Annotated in this window: 20 protein-coding genes and 1 riboswitch; of the genes, 13 read left to right on the top strand and 7 right to left on the bottom strand. The window is 45.8% G+C overall.

Going from position 1 to position 23,774, the window contains the following annotated elements; genetic code table 11:
* Window positions 1–273: 273 nt before the first annotated feature.
* The 3 genes from JHD45_RS17225 to tkt form a co-directional block, all read right to left on the bottom strand.
* Window positions 274–1,437: a phosphoglycerate kinase gene (locus JHD45_RS17225; RefSeq protein WP_199477736.1), complete on the bottom strand. Its 1,164-nt coding sequence runs from the start codon at window positions 1,435–1,437 to the stop codon at window positions 274–276.
* 47 nt (window positions 1,438–1,484) lie between these two features.
* A complete protein-coding gene (locus JHD45_RS17220) occupies window positions 1,485–2,504 on the bottom strand; it encodes a type I glyceraldehyde-3-phosphate dehydrogenase (RefSeq protein WP_199477735.1) in 1,020 nt (339 codons plus the stop codon).
* A 114-nt stretch (window positions 2,505–2,618) separates the two neighbouring features.
* On the bottom strand, window positions 2,619–4,610 hold the full coding sequence (tkt, locus tag JHD45_RS17215) for a transketolase (RefSeq protein ID WP_199477734.1): 1,992 nt from the start codon (window positions 4,608–4,610) through the stop codon (window positions 2,619–2,621).
* 218 nt (window positions 4,611–4,828) lie between these two features.
* A riboswitch (SAM riboswitch) is annotated at window positions 4,829–4,904 on the top strand.
* A 77-nt stretch (window positions 4,905–4,981) separates the two neighbouring features.
* Here tkt and metK point away from each other — a divergent pair.
* The 6 genes from metK (at window position 4,982) to JHD45_RS17185 (ending at window position 11,325) form a co-directional block, all read left to right on the top strand.
* Entirely contained in the window at window positions 4,982–6,145 is a 1,164-nt protein-coding gene (gene metK / locus JHD45_RS17210; RefSeq protein ID WP_199477733.1) for a methionine adenosyltransferase, read from the top strand.
* A 98-nt stretch (window positions 6,146–6,243) separates the two neighbouring features.
* On the top strand, window positions 6,244–6,975 hold the full coding sequence (locus tag JHD45_RS17205) for a 16S rRNA (uracil(1498)-N(3))-methyltransferase (protein WP_199477732.1): 732 nt from the start codon (window positions 6,244–6,246) through the stop codon (window positions 6,973–6,975).
* 128 nt (window positions 6,976–7,103) lie between these two features.
* Window positions 7,104–8,633, top strand: a complete 1,530-nt coding sequence (locus JHD45_RS17200; protein ID WP_199477731.1) for a TolC family outer membrane protein — start codon at window positions 7,104–7,106, stop codon at window positions 8,631–8,633.
* A complete protein-coding gene (locus JHD45_RS17195; RefSeq protein WP_233407899.1) occupies window positions 8,624–9,238 on the top strand; it encodes an OmpA family protein in 615 nt (204 codons plus the stop codon). Before JHD45_RS17200 ends, JHD45_RS17195 begins: the two co-directional genes overlap by 10 nt.
* 266 nt (window positions 9,239–9,504) lie before the next feature.
* Window positions 9,505–10,458, top strand: a complete 954-nt coding sequence (gene gshB / locus JHD45_RS17190) for a glutathione synthase (RefSeq protein ID WP_199477730.1) — start codon at window positions 9,505–9,507, stop codon at window positions 10,456–10,458.
* 6 nt (window positions 10,459–10,464) lie between these two features.
* Window positions 10,465–11,325, top strand: a complete 861-nt coding sequence (locus tag JHD45_RS17185; RefSeq protein WP_199477729.1) for an energy transducer TonB — start codon at window positions 10,465–10,467, stop codon at window positions 11,323–11,325.
* Between the two features lie 105 nt (window positions 11,326–11,430).
* Here the strand turns inward: JHD45_RS17185 and rpoH are convergent, their stop codons facing one another.
* From rpoH to ftsY, 4 genes are all read right to left on the bottom strand, one after another.
* Window positions 11,431–12,297 carry an RNA polymerase sigma factor RpoH gene (rpoH, locus tag JHD45_RS17180; RefSeq protein ID WP_199477728.1) on the bottom strand — a complete coding sequence of 289 codons (867 nt, stop codon included), beginning with the start codon at window positions 12,295–12,297 and terminating at the stop codon, window positions 11,431–11,433.
* Window positions 12,298–12,428: 131 nt separating this feature from the next.
* Window positions 12,429–13,433 carry a permease-like cell division protein FtsX gene (gene ftsX, locus JHD45_RS17175; protein WP_199477727.1) on the bottom strand — a complete coding sequence of 335 codons (1,005 nt, stop codon included), beginning with the start codon at window positions 13,431–13,433 and terminating at the stop codon, window positions 12,429–12,431.
* A complete protein-coding gene (gene ftsE / locus JHD45_RS17170) occupies window positions 13,434–14,105 on the bottom strand; it encodes a cell division ATP-binding protein FtsE (RefSeq protein ID WP_199477726.1) in 672 nt (223 codons plus the stop codon). It lies immediately after the preceding gene.
* A gap of 137 nt (window positions 14,106–14,242) precedes the next feature.
* The gene (ftsY, locus tag JHD45_RS17165; RefSeq protein ID WP_199477725.1) at window positions 14,243–15,532 is read right to left on the bottom strand and encodes a signal recognition particle-docking protein FtsY; all 1,290 of its coding nucleotides are present in this window, start codon (window positions 15,530–15,532) and stop codon (window positions 14,243–14,245) included.
* A 173-nt stretch (window positions 15,533–15,705) separates the two neighbouring features.
* Here ftsY and JHD45_RS17160 point away from each other — a divergent pair, with 173 nt between their 5' ends.
* The 7 genes from JHD45_RS17160 to hemW all read left to right on the top strand — a co-directional run bounded on the left by JHD45_RS17160 (window position 15,706) and on the right by hemW (window position 23,684).
* Complete coding sequence (locus JHD45_RS17160; protein ID WP_199477724.1) at window positions 15,706–17,022, top strand: insulinase family protein; 1,317 nt, start codon at window positions 15,706–15,708, stop codon at window positions 17,020–17,022.
* Complete coding sequence (gene rsmD, locus JHD45_RS17155; RefSeq protein ID WP_199477723.1) at window positions 17,019–17,624, top strand: 16S rRNA (guanine(966)-N(2))-methyltransferase RsmD; 606 nt, start codon at window positions 17,019–17,021, stop codon at window positions 17,622–17,624. The genes JHD45_RS17160 and rsmD overlap by 4 nt, the downstream gene beginning before the upstream one ends.
* Window positions 17,625–17,941: 317 nt before the next feature.
* Window positions 17,942–19,828 (top strand): methyl-accepting chemotaxis protein, encoded by a 1,887-nt coding sequence (locus JHD45_RS17150; protein WP_199477722.1) that lies wholly within the window; start codon window positions 17,942–17,944, stop codon window positions 19,826–19,828.
* Window positions 19,829–20,036: 208 nt separating this feature from the next.
* On the top strand, window positions 20,037–21,194 hold the full coding sequence (gene metX, locus JHD45_RS17145) for a homoserine O-succinyltransferase MetX (RefSeq protein ID WP_199477749.1): 1,158 nt from the start codon (window positions 20,037–20,039) through the stop codon (window positions 21,192–21,194).
* On the top strand, window positions 21,195–21,785 hold the full coding sequence (metW, locus tag JHD45_RS17140; RefSeq protein WP_199477721.1) for a methionine biosynthesis protein MetW: 591 nt from the start codon (window positions 21,195–21,197) through the stop codon (window positions 21,783–21,785).
* 115 nt (window positions 21,786–21,900) lie between these two features.
* Window positions 21,901–22,509, top strand: coding sequence for an RdgB/HAM1 family non-canonical purine NTP pyrophosphatase (gene rdgB, locus JHD45_RS17135; RefSeq protein WP_199477720.1), 609 nt, complete (start codon window positions 21,901–21,903; stop codon window positions 22,507–22,509).
* The gene (hemW, locus tag JHD45_RS17130) at window positions 22,506–23,684 is read left to right on the top strand and encodes a radical SAM family heme chaperone HemW (RefSeq protein ID WP_199477719.1); all 1,179 of its coding nucleotides are present in this window, start codon (window positions 22,506–22,508) and stop codon (window positions 23,682–23,684) included. Before rdgB ends, hemW begins: the two co-directional genes overlap by 4 nt.
* The last annotated feature ends 90 nt before the right edge of the window (window positions 23,685–23,774 follow it).

The raw sequence follows: 23,774 nt of genomic DNA, 5'->3' as shown, positions 1-23,774 counted from the left end.
AGTTTCCTCTGACAATGGAGCCTTCTATGGTTTTCACAGAAGGCTGAGCTATGGTATTTCACTCTGGTTTATTTATTCATAGATGCTAAGCATCCATGTGGCTTACGCCTTATCATTTATTGTCATTCCTAGTGTAAAGCCTAATATAACCAACACCAATAGGTCACTCTCTAGTTTTATGTCCGCCGACTCATTATTGGTGTAGACCAACACGGTCGGCGTGATTGGCTTACGCCATTATAATATGAGGCGATCTAGTGTCGCCCTCTTATCTCAATTTTGCGCACGAGTTTCCAACATAGCAACAGCAGGAAGTACTTTTCCTTCAACAAATTCTAGAAAAGCACCGCCCCCAGTTGAAATATAAGAGACATGGTCTGTAATGTCATATTTATCGACAGCAGCCAGCGTATCACCACCACCGGCGATAGAGAACCCCTTGCTCTTAGCAATGGCCATTGCAAGCGCCTTGGTGCCACTACCGAACTGGTCAAACTCGAAAACACCGACAGGACCATTCCAAATGATGGTCTGGGAATTCTCAAGCAAAGCAGCAAACGCAGCCGAAGCTTTTGGCCCGATATCCAAAATCATATCATCAGGGCCCACCTCTTTGGCATCCTTGATGATGGCTTCCGCATTCGCAGAAAACTCCGTGGCCACTACAACGTCTTCTGGCAATGGAATATTCGTTTTTGCCATTAACGCTTTTGCTTGAGGAATCAAATCTTCTTCATATAACGACTTGCCCACAGGAAAGCCTGCAGCGGCTAGGAAGGTATTGGCAATGCCACCCCCTACAATCAATTGATCCACTTTGTCGGACAAAGACTCTAGCACGGTTAATTTCGTCGATACTTTAGAGCCACCAACAATCGCGGCCATTGGGTGTGCAGGCGTTGCCAAGGCTTTTTCTAAAGCCTCTAACTCTGCCGATAGCAAAGGACCAGCACAGGCGATAGGAGCAAATTTTGCCACGCCATGAGTCGAGGCTTGCGCGCGATGAGCGGTACCAAATGCGTCCATAACAAACACATCACATAAAGCGGCCATGCTTTGGGCTAACGTTTCGTCATCACTGCCTTCGCCTTTATTGAAACGCACATTCTCCAGCAAGACCAGCTGACCAGCTTCCACCTCAACACCACCCAACCAGTCTTTCACCAGCGGAACGTTCTGTCCTAGTAGAACGGATAAATGACTCGCCACTGGCTGCAAAGAATAATCCGCTTCGTATTCCCCCTCCGTTGGACGCCCCAAATGCGACATTACCATCACTTTTGCCCCAGCTTCCAACGCCAGCTTAAGCGTTGGCAAGGCCGCACGAATACGGGCATCGCTCGTCACTTTTCCACTCTTCACAGGCACATTGAGATCTTCACGAATCAGCACACGTTTGTTTGCCAGATCCAGCTCTTTCATCTTAATTACAGTCATGCACACTATCCTCGTCTTATAACGGTCCGATGTATCAATCCAATCGTCTAGTGACTGATTAAATCAGCCCAATGCTTAGCCACATCCAACATTCGGTTGGCATAGCCCCACTCATTATCAAACCAACAAAGTAACTTCACCATCCGGCCATCAATCACTTGGGTCTGTGTTCCATCGATAATGACAGAGCGTGGATCGTGATTAAAGTCGACAGATGCATGAGGCTCTTGAGTAAAGCCCATCAAACCTAAGTATTTTAAGGTCGCCGCCTCTTGCAAGGCTTGGTTAATTTCATTTTTTGTGACATTTCTTTGCGTACGAATGACCAAATCAATCACAGATACATTCAAAGTGGGAACCCGTACGGCGTTGCAACCAATTTTGCCTTCTAGCTCGGGCATTAAGCGAGAAATACCACGCGATAACCCTGTGTCCACAGGAATAATAGAACTCAATGCCGCACGAGTAAGGCGTAAATCTTTTGTATGATAGCTATCGATCACAGGCTGATCATTCATGGCGGAATGGATCGTTTGCGTTACACCATGTTCCACTCCAGCAAACGTCGTCAGTGTATCCAAAATGGGAATCAAGCAATTCGTTGTACAAGATGCCGCTGAGACAATCCTGTGATCGGAGCGGATGTCTCCTTGATTAAACCCATAAACAATGGTCGCATCCATGTCCGCTGCGGCGGGTTGCGACAACAACAGTCTGGGGATGCCTGCATCCAGATATGCTTGTGCCCGCTGACGCTCAGAAAAGCTGCCAGAGCATTCTAGCACCATATCCACATCCAACTCGGACCAATTCAAATCACCAGGTTCCGCACAGGAAAAGCACTGAATGCTGTCATCACCTATGAGCAAACAGTTCCCTTCAATATTGACAGGTCTAGGGAAACGGCCGTGGGTCGTATCATAACGAGTCAGATAACTCATCGTCTCAATATCAGACAATTCATTGATTGCCACGACTTGAAAATGATCACGATGACCGTTTTCATACAAAGCACGTAGCACAGAACGTCCAATTCTGCCGTAACCATTAATTGCGATTCGCAACATAGCCTTACTTCATCACCACGAAGAACGCAAAACGCATTCTTTATAAAAAAGAAGAGAAACTAAAAAGACAGGCAAATCATTTGCCTGTCTTTTTAGACGAATTACGCTAGTCAATTACAGTTTATCCGCCGTAGCAACGACATTTTCAACCGTAAAGCCAAAGTAGTTCAGGACATCCGCGCCAGGAGCCGATTCGCCAAAAGTGGTCATCGCCACCATGTCGCCCTCAAAACCAACATATTTGTACCAGAAGTCTTTGTGGGCCGCTTCAATGGCAATACGTTTCGTTACAGCACGAGGCAATACAGACTCTTTGTAAGCGGCATCTTGCTCATCAAATACCGTTGTCGATGGCATGGACACTACTCGCACTTTTTTGCCTTTTTCAGCCAACACTTTCGCCGCATCCATCGCTAAGCCCACTTCGGAACCGGTTGCGATTAGGATCAGATCTGGTGTGCCAGTGCTATCTAGCAGTACGTAACCGCCTTTCGCCACATTGGCTAATTGCTCATCGTTACGAGCTTGTGCTGGCAAACCTTGACGAGAGAAAACAAGAGAGGTTGGGCCATCACGACGTTCAATCGCCGCTTTCCAAGCAACGGCCGTTTCGGCCGCATCCGCTGGACGCCATACAGACATATTGGGTGTCGTACGCAGATTCGCTAATTGCTCAACCGCTTGGTGAGTTGGACCATCTTCCCCTTGGCCGATAGAGTCGTGGGTATAAACGAAGATATTCTGAATGCCCATTAAGGCCGACATACGCACCGCATTACGAGCGTACTCCATAAACATCAAGAAGGTCGCACCATAGTTGATAAAACCACCATGCAAAGACACGCCGTTCATGATGCCACTCATACCGAACTCACGGACACCGTAGTAAATGTAATTACCCGCAGGATCTTCTTGGATGCCCTTCGAGCCAGACCAAAGCGTTAGGTTAGACCCTGCCAAATCAGCAGACCCACCCAGCAACTCGGGCAAAATCGCACCGAAGGCGCCAATCGCATTTTGGGAAGCTTTTCGGCTCGCAATGTTTTCCGCTTTTTCTTGAGACGCTTTGATAAAAGCATCCGCTTTTTCGCTAAAGTCCGCTGGTAGTTCGCCTTTAACTACACGGCGTTCAAATTCTTCAGCCAATTCTGGGTAGGCCGCTTTGTAAGCGTTAAACTGTTTTGTCCAAGCTTCTTCACGTGCTGCACCCGCTTCTTTGGCATCCCAACCTTTATAAACATCGGCAGGGATTTCAAAAGGTGCGTATTTCCAACCCAGGAATTCTCTAGCCGCCGCAATTTCGTCATCCCCTAGAGGGGCACCATGACAATCGTGACTACCTGATTTGTTTGGTGAACCAAAGCCAATGATGGTTTTGCAGCAAATCAAAGTGGGTTTGCTGGTTTCAGCTTTGGCCGCTTCAATAGCCGCTTTGATGGCTTCAGGATTATGACCATCCACATCGGCAATAACATGCCAACCATAAGCTTCAAAGCGTTTTGGTGTATCGTCAGTAAACCAACCTTCGACTTCACCATCAATAGAAATACCATTGTTATCCCAAAACGCCACTAATTTACCCAAGCCTAAAGTACCGGCTAACGAGCACGCTTCATGAGAAATACCTTCCATCATACAACCATCGCCCATAAAGCAATAAGTATGATGATCAACGACCGTGTGGCCTTCACGGTTAAACTGAGCCGCGAGCGTTTTTTCTGCAATGGCCATACCGACAGCGTTACTAATACCAGCACCTAATGGGCCAGTTGTAGTTTCGACACCGTCTGTGTAGCCATATTCTGGGTGACCAGGGGTTTTTGAGTGGAGCTGACGGAACTGCTTCAGCTCTTCCATTGGCAGTTTATAGCCAGACAAATGGAGAAGAGAATAAATCAGCATAGAACCATGGCCATTAGAAAGCACAAAACGGTCACGATCTACCCATTTAGAATTATTTGGATTGTGCTTTAGAAAATCGTTCCATAGCACCTCCGCGATATCCGCCATACCCATTGGTGCTCCAGGATGACCTGATTTGGCTTTTTGTACAGCATCCATACTCAAAGCACGTATGGCGTTAGCAAGTTCTTTACGAGACGGCATTGTTATTCCACTCCTGATCACTGAACGAACGATAAAAATCTATTTTCCATGCTATGACTCAGCCTTGCAATCTTCTCACTGACATTGCGCACTAAGATTGAGCAAAGAAGATGAAACAGCACTAAGTTAAGACCATCCTAGCAAAAAAGAATGTCATTTACCCCTAAAACTAACCATCGTGACTTGATATTTCAACAAAGATGATCGATCATTTAACGCACTTAATAAGCGTCGATTTGTTTCGGCTTGCGGACGCTATATAAAATCAGCTAAACAGAAGCGATATGACCTGTTTAGCGACCTTACTTTGCTAAGCGGGTTTTTTTATGCCTGTTTGGCGCTTATCCATCATGATGATAGAGGCACTGAACATGTCAGAATATTCTTTATTTACTTCAGAATCCGTATCTGAAGGCCATCCAGACAAAATTGCGGATCAAGTATCCGACGCCATCCTTGATGCTATTTTAGCGGAAGATCCAGAAGCGCGCGTCGCTTGCGAAACCTTAGTCAAAACAGGCATGGTTCTCGTCGCGGGTGAAGTCCGTACCAATGCATGGGTCGACATTGAAGAAATCGCCCGTGGCGTTATTCGCGAAATCGGCTACAACAGTTCCGATATGGGATTCGATTGGGAATCGTGCGCCGTTATGAACGCCATCGGCAAACAATCGGTCGACATCGCCGTTGGTGTTGATGAAGCCAGCGAAAAAGAGCAAGGTGCGGGTGACCAAGGCTTGATGTTTGGCTTTGCCACCAACGAAACCGATGTATTAATGCCTGCCCCCATTACGTACGCTCACCGTCTGGTACAACGCCAAGCAGAGGTTCGTAAAAACGGCACATTAGACTTCTTACGCCCAGATGCCAAAAGCCAAGTTACCTTCCGTTATGATGAAAATGGCAAACCGTGTGCCATTGATGCCGTTGTCCTATCAACACAGCACAGTGCCAATGTTAAACAGGCCGACTTGCGTGAAGCGGTAATGGAAGAAATCATCAAACCAGTGCTTCCTGAAGAATGGCTCTCCAAAGATACCAAGTACTTCATCAACCCAACAGGCCAATTCATCATTGGTGGTCCAGTAGGCGATTGTGGTCTAACAGGTCGTAAAATCATTGTTGATACCTACGGCGGTATGGCACGTCATGGTGGTGGTGCCTTCTCTGGTAAAGATCCATCGAAAGTGGACCGTTCTGCGGCTTATGCGGGTCGTTATGTGGCGAAAAACATCGTCGCAGCGGGTCTTGCGGATCGCTGTGAAATTCAAATTTCTTACGCCATCGGCGTGGCGGAACCAACATCCATTAGTATCAATACCTTTGGAACAGGTAAGGTGAGCGACGATATGATTTCTCAACTCGTTCGCGAACACTTCGAGTTACGTCCAGCCGGCTTGATCAAAATGCTCGATCTAAAACGCCCTATTTATTTACCAACAGCGGCTTACGGCCACTTTGGCCGCGAAGGCGAGAACTTTACTTGGGAAAAAACCGATAAAGCAGACGCGTTACGTCGCGCAGCGGGTTTATAATCTCGGCCATTTCCTTTATAAAAGCCCTTCCGACTTCGTAGAGGTCGAGAAGGGCTTTTTTTGGCCATTTTATTAAAAACCTTAGCATAGGATAAGACATGCGTATTCCCAGAATTTTTGTCGATGTAGAACTGACCGAACACTCAACCATTAGGTTACCCGACACCTCTTTTCAACACGTTTGCAAGGTTCTACGCTTAAAGAATGGCCATCCTATGCGTCTTTTTAATGGTAAAGGCGGTCAGTACCACGGCACCTTATGCGATTTGGAGAAGCGCTCTGCCAATGTGGCCATTGGCGAATTCGAACCACTCAATAACGAATCCCCAATAAAAGTCACACTGGGGCAAACACTTTCCCGTGGTGAACGCATGGACTATGCTATTCAAAAAGCCGTCGAGAGTGGTGTGTATGAGATTCAGCCTTTGTTTAGCGAGCGCTGTGAAGTGAAACTGGATGATAGCAGAGCCGAAAAGCGACAAAATCATTGGCAACAAGTTGCCATCAGCGCAGCAGAGCAATGCGGCCGAGGCATCGTTCCAACCATCCACCCCCCTATAAAGCTCACTGACTGGATTGCGAATTGTAACGAAATGTTAAAATTAACATTACACCATTACAGTGCAAAACCCATAACCGAGTTTAAAAAGCCCAATAATAATGCCGTCGCTCTCTTAATTGGTCCCGAGGGAGGCCTCACTGAAGAGGAAGTAAAAGCATCAAAAAATCAAGGGTTTAGCGCGATATCTTTAGGCCCTCGAGTCCTACGAACCGAAACCGCTCCGATTGTTGCGCTCACTGCCATCAATCTACTTTGGGGCGATATCTAGGCTTAACGCTAAATAACAAAAAAACGCCAAATGTAATCATGCATGAATTGTTCATTACTGTACACAGTGTCAACATACTCTAGCGAAATTAATGCGTAGGATCATATAAGTCTTAAAGGAACACATTCATGTTTGTTCGTAACCTCATGCTCAAAGTCACGTACCTTAGTGCTTTTTTATTTTCAATGCAGGTATCTGCTATTACCTTGGAAGAGGCAACCTACCAAGCCATTGAAAATAGCCCCACTGTACGTCAAGCACTGGCTAAATATCGAGAAGATATACAAAACGCAGAGCAGGCTGATCGAACGGGGTTTTATCCAAGCATAGATCTAGATGCGGGCATTGGACGCCAAACATCCTATGCAGACAATACGCGCAACAGTGACATCAGTCTGACACGTCGAGAAACGGTGCTCTCATTAACACAGCCAATTTTTGATGGCTTTTCTACCACCTACGATGTGAAACGCCTAAATAGCGAGGCTCAGTCAGACCGCTGGCAGGCTTTAATCAAAGTTGAAGACACTGCTCTGAAAGTGTCAAAAGCTTATACTGACGTTCTACGCTATCGCGAGCTTTTGGAACTGGCTGATCAAAACTTAGCCTCACACGAACGTATCTACAAGCAAATCAAATTAAAAACCGATTCAGGTATAGGTCGTGAATCAGATTTAAGCCAAATCACTGCTCGTTTAGCAAAAGCTCGAGCGAATCGCTCTGCGGCGTTAAACAACCTTTCAGATGCCGAAACGAATTATCTAGAGGTGGTAGGGAAGCTGCCGCCTAAAGACATGATCTATCCAGTACCCGACCGCACGCTATTACCAAAAACCTTACAACAAGCCGTTGATCAATCATTAAAACAGAATCCAGCTATCATTGGCTCTAAGTGGGATGTCGATGCCACAGAAAACTTTATTAAGTCCGTTAACGGGGAAAATTATCCAAGCATCAATTTTACGCTAGAGCGTAAGTGGAACAACAATATCGATGGTACCCCTGGCCCTGACGCCGATTTTCAAGCTATGATACGCTTAAAATACAACCTATATAACGGTGGCAGTCATCAACGTAAAAAAGAGTCAGCGGTTCAACAAAACGTCCAAGCGTCTGAAATTCGTCGTAATACAATTCGCGAAACACAGCAAGCGGTACGTTTAGCTTGGGCGTCATATCAAGCCACTCAAGAGCAAAAGGGCTACCTCAAAGAATATGTTATTGCTACAAAAGAGTCACAAGTGGCGTACGCAAAGCAGTTCCGCTTAGGGCGCCGTACCCTGCTTGATGTGCTCGATAGTGAAAACGAATTATTTCAAGCGCGCCAAGACTATGTGAATACAGATTTTGATGAACTGTATTCTGAGTTCCGCCTCTTTAATGCAAAAGGTGAGTTATTAAAAGCCTTCAGAATTTATCGTCCTGAAGCACTGGGGTTCTCGGATAAATTTACCCAAGACAAAAAAGTACGTACTGCTGTCACGCCAATACAACAGTTACAACAGACAGAAAAGGCAGCAACGGATGCCAAACCTTCCACTAACAGCGACAACAATACACAAGTAGGTGGCCAAAATACGTTATCTACTCCAAACGAAAAGAGCTCAGACGATTCACTTTTCATAAACTCTGACGGAGACAATAGTCCTTGGCAGTAATTTTTTTAAGGTTAATATGTATTATCGTCATGGGCATGGGCATAGGCTCAGTTGCCTATGGCGATGATTTGTTTGGAAATCGCTTTAACCCTCAGACCCTCAATGATGACGACCATGATGGGGTTATCAACCAGCGCGATCTTTGCCCTAACACCCCTCCTGGGGTAAAGGTCGATAATAACGGCTGCCCTATCGTCACCACCTCCCTATTAAAGCTAGACCTAAAGGTCCTATTTGCTTCTGGCAAATACGACGTAGAGCCTCGTTTCTATAAACAGATTAAACGCCTTGCTGACTTTCTTAATAAACACCCCAAAAGTCAGGTGTTAATCAAAGGCTATACCGACAGCAACGGACTAGCACAAGACAACCTGACACTCTCTCAAAAACGAGCCTCTGCCATTGCCGATGTCTTAGTTAATGTCTTTAAAATTAATAGGAACAGAGTCACAGCTAAAGGCTATGGCGAAGCCGACCCCATTGCGCCGAATGATACCCCCGAAGGACAAGCTAAAAACCGCCGGGTCATTGCCGATGTCACCGCTGATAAAACTGAAGCTGAACTCAGGTGGACTATTTACAGTGTTGATAAAAGCATACAGTAAGAGGCTGCACCTTATAATGGCAAGTACAGGAAATGTTTGTAGAGCGCAAGCCTAGCAAAAATAGAAACAAAAGCAGACATCTGCCTCACAACCTGCCTTCGAGTGACACGGGGAACCAAGTGTTTATTAGGACGGACCCCGTATTCCGATTTATCTTCTTATTTAAGGGTGTTTTTTCTTCTCAGTACCCTTATATTTCTATAGCATCATCTTTATATTAATTCACACAAGATTTACCTTCGCGAGATCGCACTAGGAAAAACAACATGACCATCAAACTTGGCATTGTAATGGATCCGATTTCATCCATTAACTACAAAAAAGACACCTCCTTGGCTATGCTCTGGGCTGCCGCAGAGAAAGGCTGGGATCTGATTTACATGGAACAAAAAGACTTATTTATAGAAAATGGCAAAGCCTTTGCCATGATCCGCCCCTTACAAATATATAAAGATCCTCGGCATTTTTATGACCTAGGGGAAGAAACCAAAATGGCTCTTGGTGAATTGGATGTCATCTTGATGCGCAAGGATCCACCGTTCGACAGCGAGTTCGTCTATAGTACGATGATTTTAGAGCAAGCTGAACGGGATGGCGCCATGGTGGTCAATGACCCGAAAAGCCTTCGTGACTGCAACGAAAAACTGTTCGCTACGCAATTTCCACAATGCTGCCCAGAAGTCCTCGTCACACGCCGCAGCGACTTACTCAAAGCTTTCCATAAAAAACATGGTGATGTGATCTTCAAACCGCTGGATGGCATGGGCGGTTCTTCTATTTTCCGTCTCAAACCAGATGAATCAAATGTCAGTGTGATTATCGAAACACTTACTAACATGGGCACAGAGCAGATAATGGCGCAAAAATTTATCCCTGAAATCAAACAAGGTGATAAACGCATTCTTGTGGTCAATGGTGAACCTATTCCCTATGCTCTTGCTCGTATTCCCGCCTCTGGTGAAACCCGTGGCAATTTAGCCGCAGGCGGCCGCGGTGAAGGACGCCCCCTGACAGATCGTGACCGCTGGATATGCGATCAAGTCATTCCCTCCTTGAAAGAAAAGAATCTCCTGTTTGTCGGTTTGGATGTTATCGGTGATTACCTTACCGAAATCAATGTCACCAGCCCAACCTGCGTCCGCGAATTAGACACGCAGTTCGACCTTAATATCGCCATGGTATTAATGGACGCTATCGAAGCACGACTAGCCAATAACTGATTTATTGTGCGGGTTACTGATCGATTTCTAATTGCCTTATTCATCGCCATTAGCATTCATGTGCTTTTGGTGGTGGCTATTGGCTTTAATTTTTCATTGCCCAGTACCAAACCCAAAACATTAGAAGTCACCCTGGTTCGCCACACTTCAAAAGCCCCAAAAGAGGCAGACTTTATCGCCCAAGCCAACCAACAAGCTAGCGGCACTGAACTTCGCAAACATAAGTTAACCACCACGGAAACCGCTCAGTTTTTATCGGACAACATTCAAGATGTGACGCCCCCAGTGCAGCCCCAAATAGCCTCCCACGAACCGTCAAGCAAGCAGCAGCTAATCGCAACACAAGACAAAGACTCAGTCTTTAAGATCAAACCTCGCCCTGAAAAACGACAAAAAACACTCGAAGAACGCTTTCGGGGAGAAACACAAATACCCGACCATCTATCAAGCGATATTTCTACCCTAGAAGCCTTACTAGACCGACAACGCCAAGCCTATGCCAAACGCCCCCGTATTCGCCGTCTGACATCTGTCTCAGCTAAATCTGCCGTCGATGCCAAATATCTAGACGATTGGCGCCGAAAAATTGAACGTGTAGGGAATAGCCATTACCCAGTAGAAGCCAAACGTAATCACCTCTATGGACAATTACGCTTAGCGGTCATGATCAAGCCCAATGGCTATGTTGATAGCATAGAAGTACTGCATTCCTCAGGCATTCGTATCCTAGATGATGCCGCCATGCGCATTGTGCGCCTCGCCGAGCCATTTGAACCCTTTCCAAAGGCCCTTAAAAAAGAAGCCGATAAGTTAGAAATCATTCGTACTTGGCAATTTTTACCCGGTGACGAGCTACAAAGTCGCTAGCTTTCAGTATGCATCAGGCACAAAAAAACCTCCGAAGAGGTTTTAGAACACGGTTCAAGGATTAAAAAGTGATCAATCCATACCGATAGTCATTTCATTCAGCAGTCAGTCAAACTGACCATCACCCATCGCCTGACGAATCTTTTTCATTGCATTCTTTTCTAACTGACGAATACGTTCCGCTGACACGCCATATTCATCAGCTAACTCATGTAATGTCGACTTACCATCAGATAACCAACGCTGTACAAGGATATTACGGCTACGCTCATCCAAATCGGACATAGCAACCTCAAGACGGTGGTTTGAATCCGCCTCCCAATTTCCATTTTCCAGCATGGTCGCAGGATCATAGCGATGATCTTCCAGATACTGAGACGGCGCTTGGTAAGCCGCTTCATCATCGTCATCTGCAGAAGCATCAAAAGCCATATCCGATGAACTCAAGCGACCTTCCATTTGACGCACTACATCTGGCGTTACCCCTAAATCGCTGGCAACAGACTCCACTTCCGAGTTACTAAACCAAGATAAGCTCTTCTTAGCGCTGCGAAGATTAAAGAACATCTTACGCTGTGCTTTAGTGGTCGCCACTTTAACGATACGCCAGTTTTTTAAGATAAACTCATGGATCTCAGCTTTGATCCAATGTACGGCGAAAGACACCAAACGCACACCGACTTCTGGATTAAAGCGTTTCACCGCTTTCATCAAGCCAACGTTGCCTTCTTGAATTAAATCACCTTGCGCTAATCCATAGCCTGAATAACTTTTTGCGATATGAACAACAAATCGTAAATGAGACATGACCAGCGTACGGGCTGCTTCTAAGTCCTCTTTATAATAAAGACGTTCCGCCAGCGCCTTTTCTTCATCGGCTGACAAAATTGGAATTGTGCTAACTGCCTGTATGTACGACTCAAGGTTCTGACCTGGAATCATCATATCTATAGGCTGCAGAGCTTTACCCATCTCTATTTCCACCTCTGTAGATTCATGCTTAATGTAGATTGATACTAGCAAGTTAATCTTGCTTATGTGTGACAAAAATGTGGATAAATATACTTTTAAGTATAAATTTAAACCGACATTCCCTCAACTCTCTACAGCTCAATGTTGGCGATATGGCGATTCACCGCTATCCATGCGCCACTAACGCCAACGAATGCACTAATAGTTAAACACAAAACGATCTCATCTGCATTAAATGTCTGTAGTTTAAAATGCGAGCCATACAACTCAATCAAATGCTCGGCAGGTACACTGACCCACCAGCTTAATATGAGAATACACAGACTAGCAAAAAAGCCGCCCAATATACCAAACCACAATCCCATGTATAAAAAGGGTCGACGGATATAGCTGTCTGTGGCCCCAACTAACTTCATCACCAGCACTTCATCACGCCGGCTTTCTACGGCCATACGAATGGTATTACCAACAATCAGCAACACCGCCACAATCAGTAATATTGATAATGCATAGGCCAAACGCTGCCCAAAACTCAAAATATTAGCAAGACGCTCCAACCATTGAGCATCTAATACAGCATTTTGCACTTCACCTTGCGCGGCCAATTGCTCACGTAATGTTTCTAATGCTGGTAACGTTTGCTCAGACACCACCATTTTCGGGATGACTTTCAGCACAATCGGCAACGGGTTCCCCTGTAAAGAGGATAAAAGCTGCGTATAGCCACTCCATCGTTCAAAGTCCCTCAAACCTTCTTCTTTCGAAATATAGTCTACCGATGCCACATCTGGTCGCGACGACAGTCGATGCGACAAGGCTAACGCCTGTGTATCGTCAACCTGTGGAAATAAATACAGGGTAATTGCCGACTGCTTATCCCAATTATTGGTAATCGATTGCACGTTCTTGAGGAGCACATACAAACTGCCTGGGAGCGTCAACGCGATAGCAATCACCATCACCGTCATCACGCTTGCCAAAGGATAGTTCAACAAACGCATAAAGCTTTCTGTCAGTGTGCTTTGATGTTGACGTAAATAGTGCTTTAAACTAAACGATGATCGTTTCGACCAACGATGTTTCGTGGCTTTAACCGATTGACGAGTGGCACCACGGCGAGCGTTCTTCTGTGGCATTTAAGCAAACCCTCCATCGTTCACCATGCGTCCTTGGTTTAAGGTCAACACCCGATGACGCATTCGTGCCACCAAAGCCAGATCATGACTGGCCACTAACACCGTCACACCGACGTTATTAAACTCTTGGAAAAGGTTCATGATTTCCGCCGATAATTTGGGATCAAGGTTTCCTGTCGGTTCGTCTGCAAGCAGCAACTGTGGTTTATTAACGACCGCACGGGCAATGCCTATTCTTTGTTGCTCACCACCGGATAAAGCCATCGGATTGTATTTTTCTTTCCCCAACAACCCCACCTTATCCAGCGCCGCACGTACCCGCTTTGCCGTTTGTTCTGGATCTGTGCCACTTACCTGCAAAGGCAGCGCCACATTGTGAAATACGCTACGATCAAACAACAGCTGGTGATTTTGAAAGACCACACCGACACGGCGACGATGGTAAGGAATGGCCCGGCGACTCAAGGTCCGAAGATCCACGCCATCCACAAGAATCTGGCCCGATGTTTGACGCTCAATCATCATCATGAGTTTCATTAAGGTGCTTTTCCCTGCACCAGAATGACCAGTAAGAAACGCCATTTCACCCTGTCTTAAATGAAAACTCACTTGTGACAATGCTTCCTGCCCGCTGTCATACTTTTTGCCAACTCGCTGAAATTCGATTTCCACGCTGTCAATGTTTCCTTTTTCGCTGTTACACTATGACCGCATACGCTACACGATGATCACATACGCGACACCATGGCCACACAAGAGCCACCACCACATAGTAAAGAAGTTATTCATTCTTGCTATCGTTTTCTTTTTTACTCACTATCAAACAACGCATCAACAAATTCTTGGGCAACAAAAGGACGTAAATCATCCACTTGCTCCCCAACACCGATATAACGAATCGGTAAACCAAACTGTTTGGCAATAGCAAAGATAATTCCCCCTTTTGCCGTGCCGTCAAGCTTCGTCAAAGTGATACCAGAGACACCAACCGCCTCAGTAAAGAGCTTCGCTTGACTAAGCGCATTTTGCCCTGTGCCTGCATCCAATACCAACATCACTTCGTGGGGTGCCTCGACATCCAATTTTTTCATCACACGAACCACTTTTGATAATTCATTCATCAAATTGGCTTTGTTTTGCAAACGACCAGCAGTATCGGCGATGACAATATCAACCCCTTTGGCTTTCGCCGATTCAATGGCGTCATAAATAACCGACGCTGAATCCGCTCCAGTATGTTGAGCCACGACAGGCACATTATTGCGTTCGCCCCAAACTTGCAACTGTTCTACCGCCGCAGCGCGGAACGTATCACCAGCGGCCAACATCACACTTTTGCCTTCTGCTTGATATTTTTTTGTCAACTTACCGATGGTTGTGGTTTTACCAACCCCGTTCACGCCCACCATTAGAATAACAAAGGGGCCATCCTTTTTGGTTGGATCGAGCGCCTTTTGTGAACCACTCAGGATGTCGTTCATTTCGCCTTTTAAACTGTTTAATAGGGCATTCGAATCTTTGAGCTCTTTACGGCTGTGCTTTTCTGTTAGGCCATCAATCAGAGATCTCGTCGCATCAATCCCCACATCCGCGACTAATAACTGTGTTTCCAGCTCTTCTAACAGATCATCATCAACTTTTTTACTGCCTACCAAAATGGAAGATAAACCACCGCCTAACCCTTGTCGGGTACGGGATAACCCGGACTTGATCCGTTGTGACCAAGAAAGCGTGGAGGCTTTTTCCTCCTTTGGATGGGATTGCTGTTCAATCGTGTGCTCTTCTTCAACCGAAGCCACCTCACTCGTCTGTTCATTTGAAGAAGACAAGGCCGCCTCTATACTGGCTTCACTTACCTGTTCGTCACTAGCTGTTGTAGGTGTCGACGTTTCTGAGGTGGGTTCTGATACGGTTGCTGATTGCGTATCTGTACCCTGTTTTTGCTCAGATCGTTTTCTTGCTCTCATTTGTTTTAGAACACGGCGACGAATGACCACCGCAATAATCGCCAATATGGCGCCAATAGCCATCGGAGCATAACGAGCATACTCCCCAAAATACGGCGTTAAAAAAGCAATGAACTGATTAACAAATTCCATCAAATTAATCTCTTATATGTAGACTGATGCGGTTTGCACCAGTGAAGTGCTATTATTCATATAGAAGCCAGATAAGTTGGCCCTAGAAGCGGTGATTTTATCATCATTCCGATTAGCAAGCAGGTCTAGTTTTATGGAAAATTATCCAATGTCTGTCTTTCCTATGGTTCCTTATGTTTAACAGTCAAAAACCTCTTTTTAGTAAGCCTGTGCTGGCCGGCATTATGATTTTTTCCACCTTGGCCATTTGGGCACTCAACTCCACAGCTCCCAAGCCCATATCTTATCCAAAAATGACCATTGAAACGTGGCAGACGGATTCAGGCATTCCTGTTGTGTGGCTCACTCAAGACGATTGGAAAGGCAGCAACAAACTCAACATTAGTCTGTCTTTCAATGCACCTGAGCATAATCTTGCGTTAACCGATGCCACCTTATCCATGATGCTCGATGACCCTTTACCCTTAATTAGCTCGACCATCAACCAACGTTTATCCCCTCTGACTGCTAGTGTCAGCAGTGGCTACAATCATGAAGGCCAGACACTCTACATCACAGCGAATAGCACCGCGTCTTTTCTCAAACCAACCTTGGATATACTGACTCAGTGGCTAACACAACCCATATTTAAGGCCCGTTCTTTTTATCGCTGGCAAAATATTAAAGACCCCGACCTATCTGCCTTGTTCACGATGCAACAAGCACTGTTCATTCCAGTCAATCAATCTCCCGAAACACCATCCGAGAAAAACTACGCGCAATTAAAAATGCAGGTAACTCAGGAGCAGGTCGCCGATTATTATCAGCAGCTTACCCAGCATGTAAGTCGAATTACCCTTGTTGGAGATATGAGCCAAGCGACAAAGCAAGCGGTTACTGCGAGTTTGAACCACATAACAGAGCATTTTCGTCATCCCCCTTCTCTGTCGCCCCTGCCATTCAAGGTCAACCCGCATAGCCATCTATTAAGTAAAGAAGAAGCGCAGCAAGGCCTAACTCAACAAGGTATCGCCCTCAGACCACTCCGTTCAGTACAGGATTGGATTAGCTTACAATTATGGGGGGCAAATGTGATCGACACTCTAAATAAGCAGAGCACCACGCAATATGCTCAGCTCAATTTCATCTTGTCTCCACGACTCCCATGGGCTTGGTGGCGAGTACAGCACAGTCAAGAGTCGAAGCCTCTTCCCCTTGCCAGCATGAAAGACACCATTAATACGGATACGCTCCCCTCTGTCACCGAGAACAAGCATTTTAAAACCCTGTTCACATCTTTCCAGCAACAGCTTAACAAACAGTCTCACTCACCTGACTGGTGGATCAAAATGGCAACCGAAGTAACACCACCAAACAGTGCATTGACTCCTTCAGACTTTGCGAAACACTACCAAAATGCCATTGATACCTTCACGCAAAAAAACTATCAAGCAGCACTGAAATACCTATTTATCACCTCATCTTACCAAGAAAATCAGGTTACACCATGAACAAAAAGCCCGGTAAAACAACCACTAAGACCAGTCAAAAATCCACGGCAAAATTGCGCATTATTGCCGGTGAGTGGCGCTCTCGGCAGTTGCCCATTCCTGATATCGAAGGTTTACGCCCCACCCCAGATCGCGTGCGTGAAACCTTGTTTAATTGGATAAATCATTTCGTCCCTGGCGCGCAATGTGCGGACCTATTTTGTGGCTCTGGCGCCCTAGGTTTAGAAGCCCTGTCACGGGGTGCCAAAAGTGCACTGTTTGTCGACAACTCAAAAGTGGTAACGCGTCAAATGCAAATCAACCTAGATACTTTGAAAGCTCAGAATGCGACGGTCATTCAACAAAATACCAAAGACTTTTTAATGGCAGCGACTCCCATACCGATGGATTTGATCTTTCTAGACCCGCCTTTCCGAAAAGATTGGATGTCACAGATTGTGCCGCTATTGGACAGAGGTTGGCTGGCAGATCATGCGATGGTGTACATTGAAATGGAAAAAGAAGCCATGCTTCCGTCCTTACCCGAGCACTGGACGCTACTAAAAGAAAAAGCCGCTGGACAATTAGTTTACCGTTTATTCGAGATAAACAAGCACCATTAACAAGCACCATGGATCAACGATAACACACCGCATTCTTAATGGTTTTACCGAGCCTCAGGACATCATGACAGCCGATCATGAAGTACTGAGGTTATAATCAGGAAGTGTTCGCCCTTCCATTAATAGGTTTAATGGCCTTATTGTCTGTGCAATGCCCCCTATCAGTGCAATCTTACACCACCTCATCCACGATTCTTTTTATAAATAACACAACGTGCACAAAACTTGCATAAGCAAAGTATCGTTTCTTAACTAAACCGACGACACCGCTCAATCAAAGAGCGACCCGTCGATTCATTGCTATATGGAAGGGCTCTATGCTTAGCAATCTCATGTTCCGCACCAAATTAATTTTGCTGCTCATCACCGTTATTTCTGGCTTTGCCATTGTGACCTTTGTGGCCATGCAAGGGTCCGCATCCCAAAAAGCTGCCAACAACCATTTAAGAACCTTGTCAAAAATCCAAAACTCGAACGATGCTCTGAGCATCAATATGCTGGAAATCGCTGACCAACTTCGTGATTTAGACGATAAACGCTACCCAGGTTACCTCGCGACGCTGAATCAACAGATCGACAAAAATAATAAGGTCATCCAAACCAATATCGAACGCAGTCAATCTTCCGAGCTGAAAACCATTTTAAAAAGCACGCAGACAGACATCAATCACTACAGCAACGCCCTGCTCAACCTTGTTAAAAAGCGTCATATCATTGGCTTTGACGCAAACTCAGGCCTACGTGGTAAAATCGATCAAATGGGGAGTAAGATCGCGCAAGACATTCACTCCTTGAGCTTATTGCGCCGCGAGTTCACCAATGTACGTAGAGCGGAAGCCAGCTATTTATTCGGTCCTTCCCAAGAATATCTTGACCAGTTCAACACAAGTTATGATCGACTCAATACCCGTTTTAACAACTTTGGCTTTGAAGACACTTATGGAAAAGAGGCTCAGATTTATCACGATGCCGTTATTCAATACGGTAAAGAATACGTTGCTCTAGACGCCGCAGATAAAGCCTTCTCTAAGCAAAAAGCTCAATTTAATAAAAGCCAACTCGCAACCGCCAAACTCATTGAAAACATCGTTCTTAAAGCAGAAGAAAATGCCAAGCAACACTCACAGCAAGCCAACATCAGCTTATGGGTAGTCAGTATCGTGGTCACACTCATCGTGGCATTATTGATCATGAGCATAGGCCGCGACGTTCATAACACATTAAAACGTATTATGAGTGATTTAATTAAAGTAAAAGCAGGCGACATGACGGCCAAGTCGGTCGTCAACGAGCGTCGTAACGATGAGTTTGATTCACTCAGCCTCTCTTTAAATGAAATGACACAGGGCCTTGATCATGTGTTAAAAGAAGTGGTCAACACCACCGATACTGTCAACGACATGGCAACAGACATCAGTGGCACAATAGGGGAAATCGCCAACAGTAATCGAGCCATTAATAACAGAACCCAATCTCTCGCCAGCGCCACAGACGACATTTCCAAACGCATTACCCAACTTTCTACCACCACCGATACGCTACGCGCCCACTCTAGTGAGACCTATGAATCGGCAAAAATGGGCTCGCAAACCATACGAATGGTACTCGACAACTTGAAGACCACCATCAATGTGGTCAATTCCACAGGTGACCAACTGAACGAATTAGGACGTTTATCAAATAATATCGATAATGTTATCGGCATGATTAACGATCTTGCTAGCCAAACCAACTTATTAGCCCTAAATGCGGCAATCGAAGCGGCTCGTGCTGGTGAAGCAGGAAGAGGCTTTGCAGTGGTGTCGGATGAGGTTCGCTCCCTGGCGGAAAAAACCGTGGATGCGACCGCCAAGATCACCGATATTGTCAATGTGATACAGACCTCTACCCAAGGGGCCATTTCCACCATGGCAAGCGGTCAAGACAGCTTAAAAGTCATTGAGGAAAACGGCAGCAAGGCGGAAACGGCCATTCATACCATCGAATCCAAAGCTCTAACCAGCGCCCAATCTGCCGACTCAATGGCCTCAGACATTCAGGATGTCGCCAGCACAGCCGTTCAAATGAGTGCTGAGATGGATACCATCGCTCAGCAACTCAGCCATGATACAGGCTCCATTGAAACCCTCGCAGACAAAACACAAAGCATTAAAACGTCTGCTGCGGAATTATCCCAGAAAACGAAGGTCTTTACGTTGAGTTAAACAAGTACTTTAAGCAAAACCAATAGCGACCTAGAACACCACGTCTATGAGCAATAATCCCGCACCATTTGCCATAGACGTGGTTTTTCATCACTCTCTCTTGATGGGGCTGGCGGCAAACGCTAGACTGTTGCTCCATTATTCACAAGATGAATTCCCCTATTTTCACGGGACGTCGATTTATTTCACTAGGACAAATATAAAGCCTATGCCGGACACTCTTCCTACCAACTCCGTTGGTGTAGTTGTGCCACAAATCGCACAATTTGATACTCCGCTGACGCTTTCTTGCGGCCAAACCCTATCCAGCTATCAATTGGTTTATGAAACGTATGGTGAACTAAACCAACAGGCGTCTAATGCCATTTTGATCTGTCATGCATTAAGTGGCGATCATCACGCTGCAGGCTACCATGATATGTCAGACAAAAAACCTGGTTGGTGGGATTCTGCCATTGGCCCAGGCAAAGCCATTGATACCAACCTGTTTTTTGTTGTGAGCCTAAACAATCTTGGGGGCTGCTGTGGCAGTACGGGGCCCACTTCCATCAACCCTGAGACCAATCAGATATGGGGAGCGCATTTCCCCATTGTCACCGTAGAAGATTGGGTGGAAAGCCAAGCCCGTTTAGCCGATCAGCTAGGAATCCAAACCTTTGCCGCTATTGTGGGCGGCAGTTTAGGTGGGATGCAGGTATTAGAGTGGAGTATCCGTTTCCCGGATCGATTAAAAGCCGCCGCCATCATCGCGTCTGCTCCCAAACTCTCCACACAAAACATTGCTTTTAACGAAGTCGCCCGTCAATCCATTCGTCGTGATCCTGAGTTTCATGATGGCAACTACCTTGATCAAAAGACGGTTCCGACCAATGGGCTTGGATTGGCCCGCATGCTAGGTCACATTACCTATTTGTCCGATGATGCGATGGGCACCAAGTTTGGTCGGCAAATGCGTCATGATGCATACCAGTATAACTACGGCATTGAATTCGAAGTAGAAAGTTATCTACGCTACCAAGGCGAAGCCTTTACCAAGCGTTTCGATGCCAATACCTACATGTTAATGACAAAAGCCCTTGACTACTTTGACCCAGCCGCCCAAACCAATGGCGATTTAGCCGCCGTATTGAGTCGTGCCCAGTGCGAATTTTTACTCGTGTCCTTCACCACGGATTGGCGCTTTGCCCCAGAACGCAGTGAAGAAATTGTCAATGCCTTAGTCAAAGCAGGTAAACATGTTTCCTATGCCAAAATCGAAGCGGCTGAAGGACACGACGCGTTTTTATTCCCCATACCTCGATACATGAATGCGCTCAGTAGTTTTTTGACGCGAGTCGCCAAGCGCTTAACCACGGAGGTCAAATAGATGCGTTCTGATTTAGAGATGATCGATGAATGGATTCAACCCAATACCCGTGTACTGGATTTAGGTTGCGGCCCAGGTGAGTTATTACAGCATCTAATAGGCAACAAGCAGGTACACGGCTATGGTCTGGAGATTGATCCGGACAACCTGAATATCTGTATCGAAAAAGGGATTCCCGTATTGGAGCAAAATATCGACGAAGGACTGCACAACTTTGAGGATCAAAGTTTTGATCTCGTCGTCATGACCCATGCGTTGCAACAATTTCGTCGTCCTGATTTACTCTTAGACGAAATGTTACGCATTGGCAAAGAGTGTATTATTACCTTCCCAAATTTCGGCCATTGGCGCAACCGTATCCATCTTGGGCTCAAAGGGCGAATGCCAGTCTCTGATTTCTTACCCTATAATTGGTACGATACGCCCAACATCCACTTTTGTACGTTTCATGATTTTGAACGTCTCTGTCATGAAAAAAACATCAAAATTCTGCGCTGGGCAGCGGTGGATGGGCAACTAAAAGATCACTGGTGGATTCGCTCTATGCCCAATATTTTTAGCGAAACCGCCGTTTTTCATGTTAGCCGCTAAGGCACCAATGCATTAGGTTGAAGGCGGCCTTTAGGCCGCCTTTTTTATCCAAAACACCTCGACAAGCTTAGCCGTCAAGAAGCCTAAGCCGTCACTTTACCTAAGGAGAGCCAAGATGAGTCAAACCATCGTCTTAGCCAGCAATAACACGGGCAAAATCAAAGAATTTAATGATCTGCTTAGCCACGTCGGTTTCGACGTAAAACCACAAAGCGAATTTAATGTACAGGATGCTGATGAAACGGGTTTAAGCTTTATCGAAAATGCCATTTTAAAAGCACGACATGCGTGTGTTCATACTGGGCTGCCCGCCTTAGCGGACGACTCTGGTATTGAAGTAGATTATCTAAAGGGTGCACCAGGCATCTATTCTGCGCGCTTTGCAGGGGATCATGGCAACAGCGAAGCCAACAATGCGTTATTACTCAAAAAGCTTGAGGGAGTGCCCGACTTTGAGCGAACTGCACGCTTTCACTGCGTATTAGCCTACCTAAGACACAAGGATGATCCAACGCCGTTGGTGTTTCACGGTATTTGGGAAGGACGCATTGTCACCGATCCTGAAGGCCAAGAAGGTTTTGGCTACGATCCTTTATTCTATGTCCCTGAATGTGGCTGCAGTGCCGCTAGCCTTCCGAGAGACATTAAAAACCAAATCAGTCATCGAGCCAAAGCGCTGAAGCAGCTACTCTCGGCTTTTCAAGAGATGCCAACCCGCTTATGAGCCAACTCACGAACAATTTGCCACCACTTAGTCTCTACATTCACTTACCCTGGTGTGTCCTTAAATGTCCTTATTGTGATTTCAACTCACATCAGGCAGATCGTTTTACTCAAGACGGTAAGTTGCCGGAGCAAGCCTATCTAAAACAATTATTGGCCGATTTGGACGCCGATTTGCCCTACGTGGCAGGGCGCACCATTCAAACCGCCTTTATTGGTGGTGGCACCCCCAGTTTGATGAGTGCGGATTTTTACTACCACTTAATGGATGCCTTACGAGATAAGCTCTCTTGGGCAGACAATGCTGAAATAACCATGGAAGCGAACCCAGGCACTTTTGAGCAAGAAAAGTTTCGCCATTTTCGTCAAGCTGGTATTAATCGGTTATCCATTGGCATACAGAGTTTCCAACCAAACCTGTTGAAAACCCTAGGAAGAATCCACAACCGTGAAGAAGCCATTCAGGCTGTGGATAAATCCCGCCTTGCAGGATTCAATAATATTAACCTGGATTTGATGCACGGTTTACCTGATCAAAGTCTGGAAATGGCCATGGACGATCTCTCATTAGCCATACAGTTAAATCCCGAGCATCTTTCTTGGTATCAGCTCACCATCGAACCCAATACGGAATTTTATCGTCGTCCTCCCACGCTCCCCGAAGATAATACCCTTTGGGGAATTCAAGATGCAGGGCAAGCCAAATTAGACAAACATGGTTACAGCCAATATGAAGTATCAGCAAACGCCAAGGCCAACCAACAAGCTCGACACAATGTCAATTATTGGCGTTTTGGGGATTATTTGGGCATCGGCGCGGGCGCCCATGGCAAGCTCACATTAAGTAATGGTCAAATATTTCGTACACGAAAGACTCGACACCCAAATCACTACCTGAACACTTTACCAGAGGCCTTAGTCATTAAAGAGGCTATTGAACAAGAAGACCGACCTCTCGAATTTATGATGAACCGCCTACGCTTATTTGAAGCCTTTGATTTGCAGGAATATCAACGCTATTGCGATCAATCGCTACCTGAAAGCCTGATCAAAGCCTGTGAAACCGCCGTAAAAAAAGGTTTTTTACATGAAAAGGACTGGCAGCAACGCCGTATTCAGACCACCGAAAAAGGCAAACTTTTTCTCAATGAACTCCTCGAACTCTTCTTACCTTAAAGCTCCTTTTTCTTACATTGATTTGACATCTAAGTAAATTCATGTGAATCTTAATAGTGTATCTAGGTGGACAACAATTGATCCACCTAA

This window comes from Marinomonas spartinae (genome assembly GCF_016461715.1).
Taxonomy (GTDB): Bacteria; Pseudomonadota; Gammaproteobacteria; order Pseudomonadales; family Marinomonadaceae; genus Marinomonas; species Marinomonas spartinae_A.
Note: the sequence above shows the minus strand (reverse complement) of the source record. Positions and strands in the feature narration are given on the sequence as shown.

Coding starts and splice junctions, on each gene's coding strand:
- hemW (WP_199477719.1), top strand. CDS start 22,506: ATGAGCCAACTCACGAACAATTTGCCACCACTTAGTCTCTACATTCAC.
- tkt (WP_199477734.1), bottom strand. CDS start 4,610: ATGCCGTCTCGTAAAGAACTTGCTAACGCCATACGTGCTTTGAGTATG.
- ftsY (WP_199477725.1), bottom strand. CDS start 15,532: ATGGAATTTGTTAATCAGTTCATTGCTTTTTTAACGCCGTATTTTGGG.
- JHD45_RS17160 (WP_199477724.1), top strand. CDS start 15,706: ATGTTTAACAGTCAAAAACCTCTTTTTAGTAAGCCTGTGCTGGCCGGC.
- JHD45_RS17150 (WP_199477722.1), top strand. CDS start 17,942: ATGCTTAGCAATCTCATGTTCCGCACCAAATTAATTTTGCTGCTCATC.
- JHD45_RS17225 (WP_199477736.1), bottom strand. CDS start 1,437: ATGACTGTAATTAAGATGAAAGAGCTGGATCTGGCAAACAAACGTGTG.
- gshB (WP_199477730.1), top strand. CDS start 9,505: ATGACCATCAAACTTGGCATTGTAATGGATCCGATTTCATCCATTAAC.
- JHD45_RS17220 (WP_199477735.1), bottom strand. CDS start 2,504: ATGTTGCGAATCGCAATTAATGGTTACGGCAGAATTGGACGTTCTGTG.
- rpoH (WP_199477728.1), bottom strand. CDS start 12,297: ATGGGTAAAGCTCTGCAGCCTATAGATATGATGATTCCAGGTCAGAAC.
- JHD45_RS17200 (WP_199477731.1), top strand. CDS start 7,104: ATGTTTGTTCGTAACCTCATGCTCAAAGTCACGTACCTTAGTGCTTTT.
- ftsX (WP_199477727.1), bottom strand. CDS start 13,433: ATGCCACAGAAGAACGCTCGCCGTGGTGCCACTCGTCAATCGGTTAAA.
- metX (WP_199477749.1), top strand. CDS start 20,037: ATGCCGGACACTCTTCCTACCAACTCCGTTGGTGTAGTTGTGCCACAA.
- metW (WP_199477721.1), top strand. CDS start 21,195: ATGCGTTCTGATTTAGAGATGATCGATGAATGGATTCAACCCAATACC.
- rdgB (WP_199477720.1), top strand. CDS start 21,901: ATGAGTCAAACCATCGTCTTAGCCAGCAATAACACGGGCAAAATCAAA.
- JHD45_RS17205 (WP_199477732.1), top strand. CDS start 6,244: ATGCGTATTCCCAGAATTTTTGTCGATGTAGAACTGACCGAACACTCA.
- rsmD (WP_199477723.1), top strand. CDS start 17,019: ATGAACAAAAAGCCCGGTAAAACAACCACTAAGACCAGTCAAAAATCC.
- metK (WP_199477733.1), top strand. CDS start 4,982: ATGTCAGAATATTCTTTATTTACTTCAGAATCCGTATCTGAAGGCCAT.